The sequence below is a fragment of the Streptomyces bobili genome, assembly GCF_002154575.1.
GTDB lineage: Bacteria > Actinomycetota > Actinomycetes > Streptomycetales > Streptomycetaceae > Streptomyces > Streptomyces bobili.
Genome location: NZ_MUBA01000578.1, coordinates 1 through 7,308 on the forward strand (window position 1 = coordinate 1; position 7,308 = coordinate 7,308).

Here is a 7,308-nt window from a genome sequence, read left to right on the forward strand (position 1 = left end):
GGGGCCGCAGGGCGCCGCCGCCTTCCACGAGGTGTTCGGGCGCCTGGCAGCGGGACTCCCCGGCGGCGCCCTGCGGCCCCAACTCCTCGTCGCCGTACGTGACATGGTCCGTTCCTGGGCCGGCGCGGACAAAGTCGTCGCCGTACTGCCGGAGTTGCGCAAGACCGTCGGCGGCCGGGGACTGCGCGCCGCCCGGCCCGTCACCGCCGAAAGACGACAACTCGCCGAACGCGCTTTCCAGAACCTGCCCGCCGCTTCCCAATGCCTTCTGTGGCATACGGAGGTGGAGGCGGAACCCCTCTCCATACCCGCCCTCCTCCTGGGCGTGGACACCTTCACCGCCACGGCCGGTCTGGAACAGGCGCGGGAACAATTCCGGGCCGGTTGTGTACGCGCGCACCGGGAACTCGCCCCGTCGGGCGAATGCCGTTTCTACAACCGACTTCTCGACGTGCCCCTGCGCCGCGGCGGAACCCTGCTGCCCGATGTCCGTGACCATCTCGCACGGTGCCGTCACTGCCGGCACGCCGCCGAACAGCTCAGCCATTTCGACGACGGACTGGACGTACTGCTCGCCGAGACCGTCCTCGGCTGGGGCGCCCGCCGCTATCTCGACTCCCGCCCCGCACACCCCACGTCCGCGAAGGCGGCGACGGCGGCGGCTACGAAGACGAAGAAGACGGCGACGGCGACGGCGGCGACGGCGGCCGTCCGGCCGACCGAGGCACGCCCGCCCGGCGCCCCCCGCCGGCACCGCACGACCTCGGAGGGCCTGCTCGCCCTGCCGGGCCACCGCTCGCGGACCGTTCTGGTGGGCGTCGGCCTGACCTCCCTCGCCCTGCTCGCGACCGTGCTGGTGACCCGTGACTGGTCCCATGACAACGCTGTCCCCGCCGCCGGCGCCACCTGGGGTGCGCCCGTCGGCGGCGCCGACGCGACGGACACCGGCACCGTCCCGGCCGACGCCACGTCCGCCAATCCCTCGTCCGCCGCCGCCTCCGCCGCGGACTCCGCCGAGGTCGCCCACGGCCGGCTGCGCGCCACGGCCGCAGGGCTGTGCCTCGACACCGACGGCGGCCGGGCCGGGGCCGGGGCGGTCGCCGTCCTCGCGGCCTGCTCGTCGGCGGCCTCGCAGCAGTGGTCGTACCAGGACGACGGACTGCTGCGCAGCGCCGCCGCACCAGCGCTCTGCCTGACCGCCGACCCCGGACACGGGACGGTGGCCCTGGCCGATTGCGTGGTGCACTCCGGAAACGTTCTCTTCGACCTGACCGTCCGCGGCGAACTGCTGTTGCGGAGCGGCGGTGAGGGACTGGTGGTCGCGCCCGGCGCGGGCCGGTCGCGGACCGAGGTCACCATCACGGAACGGGACGGCACGGCGGGCCAGCGGTGGGCTTTCGACATCGCACCGGATGCCGGGCGAGGTACGGGGGGACCGTACGGGGCCCCGGACGAGGAGCGGCCGGCGCAGCCCCCGCGGTCGGACGGCGGCACCCCGACCGCTCCGGCTCCCGTTCCTCCTCCCGTTCCCGCTCCGGAGGGGTCCGCGCCTCCCGTCGCGCCCGCGCCCGGACCCGAGCACGAGAAACGGTTCGTCCAGGTCGACTGCTGCGAGGAGGAGCCCGAGCCCGTCGTCCCGGCCGTCCCGCTGCTCCCCTCCCTCCCCGGCCCGCAGGAGGCGGTGGGCGAGGTACTCGGCGGCGTCGACCGGGGCGCGGGCGCCGTCGTCACCGGTGTGACCGCGGCGCTCGGCGGCTAAACGGGCCGTACCAGGCGTCGTGAGGCGGACGGGAAGGCGACGGCAGGGCTAGGACGTGCAGACGTCGCGCAGTTCGTCGGCGGCACGGTCGATCTTGCCGGAGTCGGGGCGGTCGCCGTTGAGGATGTCCTTGTTGTACTCCTCGATCGCCTCGTCGAGATCCTCGACCGCCTGGTCGACCTTGCCGTCGTCCGCCTTGTCGTCGATCTTGTCGAGGTTCTTCTCGATGGTGGCGATGGATTCGTCGGTCTTCGTGGGGTCCTCGATCGCGTCGATGCCGGCCCGGTGGATGGCCGTGACGCTGTCGCTGATGGTGTCCGCGTTCGACAGGCAGTTCCAGGAGTCGTCGAACTCGCAGCCGGTGAGGAGGCCGGCGGACAGCACGAGCGCTGCCGCCGAGGTGGCGAGGGAGGCGGTACGGCGTCCGCGCCGGCGGTTGACGGTCATGGAGGGGTCCCTTCGGGAACAGTGAGCGACACGTGGCTTCTTCACCCGCCACGATCCGCTCACCGGCCCGCCCGGACGAGGGACCGCACCCCCGGATCCATGGTGGAGCGAGCTACACCACAGGGCACCGGAGAGCGGACCGGGCGCCTCGGCCGACCCGGTAGGCTTCCCGGCGTGCGCCCGTCCCCGGCGCACGCCGGGAAGCAGGACTCGAACGGGAGGAACCGGCGGTGCACGTCCAGGAATGGCTCGAGGCCGTACCCCCAGTCGCCATCTACGCGCTGGTGGGCCTGGTCATCGGACTGGAGAGCCTGGGCATTCCGCTGCCGGGCGAGATCATCCTCGTCTCCTCGGCGCTGCTCGCCTCGCAGCACGGTGACATCAACCCCGTCATCCTCGGCACCTGCGCCGTCGCGGGCGCGGTGATCGGCGACTCCATCGGCTATGCCATCGGCCGCAAGGGCGGCCGTCCGATGCTGGCCTGGCTGGGCAAGAAGTTCCCCCGGCATTTCAGCGAGGGGCACATCGCCACGGCGGAGCGGTCCTTCGAGAAGTGGGGCGTGTGGGCGGTGTTCTTCGGCCGCTTCATCGCGTTGCTGCGGATCTTCGCCGGGCCGCTCGCGGGCGTCCTGCACATGCCCTACTGGAAGTTCTTCGTCGCCAACCTGTTCGGCGGCATCGTCTGGGCGGGCGGGACGACGGCTGTCATCTACTACGTGGGCGTCGTCGCGGAGTCCTGGCTGAAGAGGTTCTCCTGGCTGGGCCTGGTGGCGGCCGTACTCATCGGCCTCACCTCGATGATGGTGCTGAAGCGCAAGGCGAAGAAGGCCGCCGAGCAGGCCGATCAGACGCAGGCCGGGACCGAGGCCGAGCCGGTGACCGTGGCGGCTGCCGAGTAGGTCGCGGCCGCACGCCGTCCCCGCGCCGTCGCGCCCCGCGCGTGCCTACTCGTGGATCTCGCCGTGGGCCTTGGCCAGGTCGGCGTAGAGGGTGCCGTTCAGCGTGACGCCCTGCCGCTCCTCCTCCGTCAGTTCCCGCCTGATCCTCGCCGGCACCCCGGCGACGAGCGAACCCGGCGGCACCTCCATCCCCTGCGGCACCAGGGCCTGCGCGGCGACCAGCGAACCGGCCCCGATCACCGCGCCGTTGAGCACGGTCGCCCCCATCCCGATCAGGCAGTCGTCGCCGACGCCCGCCCCGTGGACGACCGCGTTGTGCCCGACGGAGACCCGCTCGCCGATGGTCACCGGGAAGCCGGGGTCGGCGTGCAGCGTGCAGTTGTCCTGGATGTTGCTCTGCGCCCCGACGGAGATCCGCTCGACGTCACCGCGCAGCACGGCGCCGTACCAGACGCTCGCGCCCGCCGCCAGCGTCACGTCACCGATGACCGAGGCCGTCGGCGCCACGAACGCCTCCTCGTCGACCTTCGGTTCCCTGCCGCCGATGCCCACGATCAGCGCCTTGTGCGTCATCACCGTCTCCTCGTGTCCGTCGTTTCCCCGCACCGTACGCCACCCGGTGGGGTGAAGATCACAGGCCTGGGGCGTCCTGGCGTCGGCGGGCGCTGAGTACGGTGAGCGGGTGCCGAAGCGCAAGAACACGTTCTCATCCTGGCGGCGCCGCCTCGCCCAGCGGGCCGTCCACGCGGGCTGGGCCTGGGTGCAGCGCACCGGTTCCGTCACCGCCGAACACCCCGGCGGCCTCCGCTTCGGCTCGATCGGCTCCGGCACCCGGCTCGCGTTCCCGCTCGGCACGGTGTTCGGCGAGCCCTGGATCCACCTCGGCGCGCACTGCATCGTGGGCGAACAGGTCACGCTGACGGCCGGTCTGATGCCCGACCTCGACCTCGGCCCGGACCCGATCCTGCGCATGGGGGACGGCGTCGTCCTGGGCCGCGGCAGCCACGTCATCGCCGACACGACGGTCACCATCGGCAGCGACTGCTACTTCGGGCCGTACGTCTACGTCACCTCCACCAACCACTCCTACGACGATCCGCACCAGCCCATCGGCAAGCAGTGGCCGCGGATGGAGCCGGTGGAGATCGGCTCCGGCTGCTGGATCGGCACCGGCGCGGTGATCCTGCCGGGGGCGCGGGTCGGACGGAACGTCGTCGTCGCGGCCGGCGCGGTGGTGCGCGGCACGGTGCCCGACCACGCCGTGGTGGCGGGCGCGCCCGCCCGCGTCGTACGGCGGTGGACTCCCGGCGACGGCTGGCAGCCGCCGCTGCGGACCCCGGCCCCGGTGCCGATCCCTGACGGGGTGACCTCCGACCAACTGGTCGCGCTGTCGGGCCTGGACGAGGAGTCGGCGGCGCGTCTGGCGGAGCTGGAACCGGAGCGGTGACCGGGTGGGACCGAGCGGAGTGACCTGACCCGCCGCTATCCCGTCGCCAGCAGCAAGGTCCCCACCAGCGCGAGCCCCGCCCCCGCCGCCTGGACCGCGCGCAGGCGTTCCCGCAGGAAGCCGCGGGCGGCCAGGGAGGTCACCACCGGGTAGAGCGAGGCCAGTACGGCTGCCACGGTGACCGGCCCGTGCTGGGCCGCGATCGCGTAGGTGCCGTTCGCGGCGACGTCGGCGAGGCCGACGAAGGCGTAGGCGGGGAGCGCGCGCAACGGCAGTCCGCCCTCGGGGAGGGCGGGGGCGCCCCGGCGCACGGCGGCGTACAGGGCGGCGCCGCCCGTGAGCACATTGGTGACGCGCTGCACGAACAGGGCCAGGAAGAGACCGGTGACCGTGGTGGACGCCTCCGTGATCAGGACGAACACCGTGCCGAAGCCGAGGGCCGCGACCAGGGTGAGGAGGACGGCCTGCCGCTGAACGGCCGCGCCCCTCAACTGCGGGCCGCCCGCGAGGACGACCCCGGTGACCGCGACCGCGATGCCCGCGGCCTGTGTCCAACCCGGACGTTCGCCGAGGAACAGCCCCACGGAGACCGGGACGGCCACGCTCAGCGTGGCCAGCGGCGAGACGACGCCCATCGGGCCGAGCGCCAGCGCCTCGTAGAAGGAGAAGAGGGCGAGGGGTCCCACCAGTCCGGCCGCGACCGCGAACCACAGCCGCGGCCCCGCCTCGCTCCAGCCGCCGGTGGCCACCACGACGGCGCCCAGCACCACCGCCGCGATGGACTGGGAGACCACCACCACGGTGAGCGCGGGGGCGCGGCGCGTGAGCAGCCCGCCGCCGAAGTCGGCCAGGCCCCACAGGAGGCTCGTGGCCAGGGCGAAGAGTGCTGTCACCGGGGACCTCGCAGTACAGTTCGGTGCACGATCGGGTGCACCACACCGTAGTGCAGGGTAATGGACCCTGTCATCCAAGATATTGAACTCCGATAGTGGACTCCGGGCATCGTCCGGAGCAGGCGGAATTGGACGGAACGTGTCGGACCTCGACCTGCTGACCCAGTCCCTGGCGCGCAACGTCAAGCGCTGGCGCACCGAGCGCGGCTTCACCCTCGACACGTTCGCGGCCCGCGCCGGAGTCAGCCGCGGCATGCTGATCCAGATCGAGCAGGCCCGCACCAACCCCAGCATCGGCACCGTCGTCAAGATCGGAGACGCCCTCGGCATCAGCATCACCACCCTCCTCGACTACGAACAGGGCCCCAAGGTCCGCGTCGTCCCCGCCGACCAGGTGGTCCGGCTGTGGCACACCGACGCCGGCAGCTACAGCAGGCTCCTCGCCGGCGCGGAGGCGCCCGGCCCGCTGGAGATGTGGGACTGGCGGCTGATGCCCGGCGAGAGCAGCGGCTCCGACCCGCACCCGGTCGGCACGGTCGAGATCGCCCACGTCACCGCCGGTGAACTCACCCTCACCGTCGAGGGCACCGAGTACCGCGTCCCGGCCGGCGCGAGCGTCACCTTCGAGGCCGACGCCGCCCACACCTACGGCAACCAGGGCGACATCCCGACCGAGATGGTGCTCACCGTCTCGGTGCCGCCCGTGCACTGAGACCGCCCGCCGACCGGCGCCGCGCGGCTGTTAGCGTGCGGCCATGGACGCACCCATCGGACACTTCGACACCGCCCACCCCGCACCCGACCGCCTCGACGAACTGACCGGCCCGGTCGCCGACGCCGTACGCCACTGGAGCGGCAGCGTCCCCGCCGACCAGATCGTCTACGTCGACACCGACCCCCAGTGGGCCGACACGGCCGTCTTCGTCGAGCACTACGGGCGAGAGCTGCTGGAGCAGTCGGCGAACTGCGTGGTCGTCGCCGCCAAGCGCGGCGGCGAGACCACCCTGGCCGCGTGCGTCGTGCTCTCCACCACGCGCGTCGATGTCAACGGCGTGGTGCGCCGCCGACTCGGCGCCCGCAAGGCCTCGTTCGCCTCGATGGACACGGCCGTGGGGGAGACCGGCATGGAGTACGGCGGCATCACCCCCGTCGGACTCCCCGCGGCCTGGCCGGTGTTGGTCGACTCCGCCGTCGTCGACCTGCCGTACGTGCTGGTCGGCAGCGGGCGCCGGCGCGGCAAACTGCTGGTGCCGGGCAAGGCGCTCGCCGAACTGCCGGGCGCGGTCGTGCTGGAGGGGCTGGGCGTCGCCGTCTGAGCCACGCCGCCTCACCCCGCCCGCCCGGCTCCGTCAGTAGTGCTCCGCCGTTCCCAGGTACTGCTCCGCGAACGCGCCGGCGGCGGCCGGTGAGGTGAACAGGCGACGCAGCCGGGCGAGGGTGGTGCCGGCCCGGAACGGGTCGCCCGTCGCGGTGCCGTGGTACACCTCGGACAGCCAGTGCGAGAACTCCTGGTAGTCCCACACCCGCCGCAGGCAGGCCTCGGAGTAGCCGTCCAGGCCGTCGCCGTCGCCGCCGGTCAGGTATCCGACCAGTGCGTCGCCGAGCAGGAACGCGTCGTGCAGCGCGAGGTTCATGCCCTTCGCGGCGATCGGCGCGACCAGGTGCGCCGCGTCCCCGGCCAGGAACAGCCGCCCGTACGTCATCGGCTCGACCACGTAGTCGTGCATGTCGAGCACGCGTCTCTCGATCAGTGCCCCCTCGGCGAGCGGCGGGGCGTCAGCTGCCCCCAGGCGCGTGCGCAGCGCCGTCCAGACGCGGTCGTGCGACCAGTTCTGCGGGTCGTCGCCGGGCGGACACTGGAGG

General features: G+C 72.9%; 9 protein-coding genes. 5 read left to right on the forward strand and 4 right to left on the reverse strand.

Features of this window, described 5'->3' with window-relative positions; translation table 11 throughout:
- Positions 1–1,759: RICIN domain-containing protein (locus tag BZL64_RS33935; protein ID WP_244205656.1), on the forward strand; the 1,759-nt coding region annotated here is incomplete at its 5' end.
- Positions 1,760–1,807: 48 nt separating this feature from the next.
- Here BZL64_RS33935 and BZL64_RS33940 read toward each other — a convergent pair.
- On the reverse strand, positions 1,808–2,206 hold the full coding sequence (locus tag BZL64_RS33940; RefSeq protein ID WP_086772931.1) for a hypothetical protein: 399 nt from the start codon (positions 2,204–2,206) through the stop codon (positions 1,808–1,810).
- Positions 2,207–2,436: 230 nt separating this feature from the next.
- Here BZL64_RS33940 and BZL64_RS33945 point away from each other — a divergent pair, with 230 nt between their 5' ends.
- Positions 2,437–3,105 (forward strand): DedA family protein, encoded by a 669-nt coding sequence (locus BZL64_RS33945; protein WP_086772932.1) that lies wholly within the window; start codon positions 2,437–2,439, stop codon positions 3,103–3,105.
- A 45-nt stretch (positions 3,106–3,150) separates the two neighbouring features.
- Here BZL64_RS33945 and BZL64_RS33950 read toward each other — a convergent pair whose 3' ends face one another.
- Positions 3,151–3,678 carry a gamma carbonic anhydrase family protein gene (locus tag BZL64_RS33950; RefSeq protein ID WP_086772933.1) on the reverse strand — a complete coding sequence of 176 codons (528 nt, stop codon included), beginning with the start codon at positions 3,676–3,678 and terminating at the stop codon, positions 3,151–3,153.
- A 109-nt stretch (positions 3,679–3,787) separates the two neighbouring features.
- Between BZL64_RS33950 and BZL64_RS33955 the strand changes: the two genes are divergently transcribed.
- Positions 3,788–4,552, forward strand: coding sequence for an acyltransferase (locus BZL64_RS33955; RefSeq protein ID WP_229894675.1), 765 nt, complete (start codon positions 3,788–3,790; stop codon positions 4,550–4,552).
- Positions 4,553–4,587: 35 nt separating this feature from the next.
- Here the strand turns inward: BZL64_RS33955 and BZL64_RS33960 are convergent, their stop codons facing one another.
- Complete coding sequence (locus tag BZL64_RS33960) at positions 4,588–5,445, reverse strand: DMT family transporter (RefSeq protein WP_086772935.1); 858 nt, start codon at positions 5,443–5,445, stop codon at positions 4,588–4,590.
- Positions 5,446–5,584: 139 nt separating this feature from the next.
- On the opposite strand from BZL64_RS33960, the gene BZL64_RS33965 reads away from it, so the two are divergent.
- Complete coding sequence (locus BZL64_RS33965; protein WP_086772936.1) at positions 5,585–6,157, forward strand: helix-turn-helix domain-containing protein; 573 nt, start codon at positions 5,585–5,587, stop codon at positions 6,155–6,157.
- Positions 6,158–6,200: 43 nt separating this feature from the next.
- Entirely contained in the window at positions 6,201–6,761 is a 561-nt protein-coding gene (locus BZL64_RS33970; protein WP_086772937.1) for a YbaK/EbsC family protein, read from the forward strand.
- A 33-nt stretch (positions 6,762–6,794) separates the two neighbouring features.
- On the opposite strand, the gene BZL64_RS33975 is transcribed toward BZL64_RS33970, so the two are convergent.
- Positions 6,795–7,308: FAD-dependent monooxygenase (locus BZL64_RS33975; protein WP_208639578.1), on the reverse strand; the 514-nt coding region annotated here is incomplete at its 5' end.